Here is a 1063-nt window from a genome sequence, read left to right on the forward strand (position 1 = left end):
TAGCGGGCGGCCGGAAGGTGAATGCTAGGCATGATCTAACCCTCGGTCTCTGGCGTCGCGACTGCGAAATTTCGCGAGGGTTTCCGAGAAGGTGATTGCGCTTCGCAGATCTCCAGGCGCGTGGGTGCGGACGTAGTCAGCGCCATTGCCGATCGCGTGAAGTTCCGCCGCAAGGCTCGCTGGACCCAGATCCTTTACAGGAAGGCCAACGGTGGCGCCCAAGAAGGATTTCCGCGACACCGAGACCAATAGCGGAAGCCCCAACGCCGACTTCAGCTTTTGAAGGTTCGACAGCACGTGCAGCGATGTTTCCGGTGCGGGGCTCAAGAAAAATCCCATCCCCGGATCGAGGATGAGCCGGTCGGCAGCGACCCCGCTCCGTCGCAAGGCGGAAACCCGCGCCTCGAAGAACCGCACAATCTCGTCGAGCGCGTCTTCGGGTCGAAGGTGACCGGTGCGGGTGGCGATGCCATCCCGCTGCGCTGAGTGCATAACCACCAGCCTGCAGTCCGCCTCAGCAATATCGGGATAGAGCGCAGGGTCAGGAAATCCTTGGATATCGTTCAGGTAGCCCACGCCGCGCTTGAGCGCATAGCGCTGGGTTTCCGGTTGGAAGCTGTCGATTGAAACACGGTGCATCTGATCGGACAGGGCGTCTAAGAGCGGCGCAATACGTCTGATCTCATCGGCCGGCGATACAGGCCTCGCGTCCGGATGGCTGGCGGCCGGTCCGACATCCACGACGTCTGATCCGACTCGCAGCATTTCGATCGCCGCGGTGACAGCGCCGGCGGGGTCTAGCCGCCGGCTCTCATCGAAGAAGGAGTCCTCGGTGAGATTCAGAATGCCGAACACCGTCACCATGGCGTCGGCCTCCGCAGCGACTTCCACGATGGGGATCGGGCGAGCAAAAAGGCAGCAATTATGAGCCCCATACCTACAAAGCCCCACGCATCAAGCTTTTGCCCATGAAGCAACCAGGCAATGGCTGTAATTATGACGACGCCGAGTCCCGACCAGACTGCATAAGCAACACCGACAGGGATGGATTTCAGAACCAGAG

The 1063-nt window shown here is 60.7% G+C and carries 2 protein-coding genes; both read right to left on the minus strand.

Annotated features, from left to right (window positions below; genetic code table 11):
• Positions 1–24 precede the first annotated feature (24 nt).
• Positions 25–864: a sulfonamide-resistant dihydropteroate synthase Sul1 gene (gene sul1 / locus M0415_RS21290; protein WP_000259031.1), complete on the minus strand. Its 840-nt coding sequence runs from the start codon at positions 862–864 to the stop codon at positions 25–27.
• A partial coding sequence (locus M0415_RS21295; protein ID WP_016810057.1) for a DMT family transporter occupies positions 858–1063 on the minus strand: 206 nt, incomplete at its 5' end. The genes M0415_RS21295 and sul1, both read right to left, overlap by 7 nt.

It is taken from the genome of Shewanella sp. 10B (assembly GCF_023475885.1).
Classification (GTDB): Bacteria; Pseudomonadota; Gammaproteobacteria; order Enterobacterales; family Shewanellaceae; genus Shewanella; species Shewanella mangrovisoli.

What these genes read in the sequence shown, in the direction of transcription:
- sul1 (WP_000259031.1), bottom strand. Translation starts at nt 864, where the DNA reads ATGGTGACGGTGTTCGGCATTCTGAATCTCACCGAGGACTCCTTCTTC.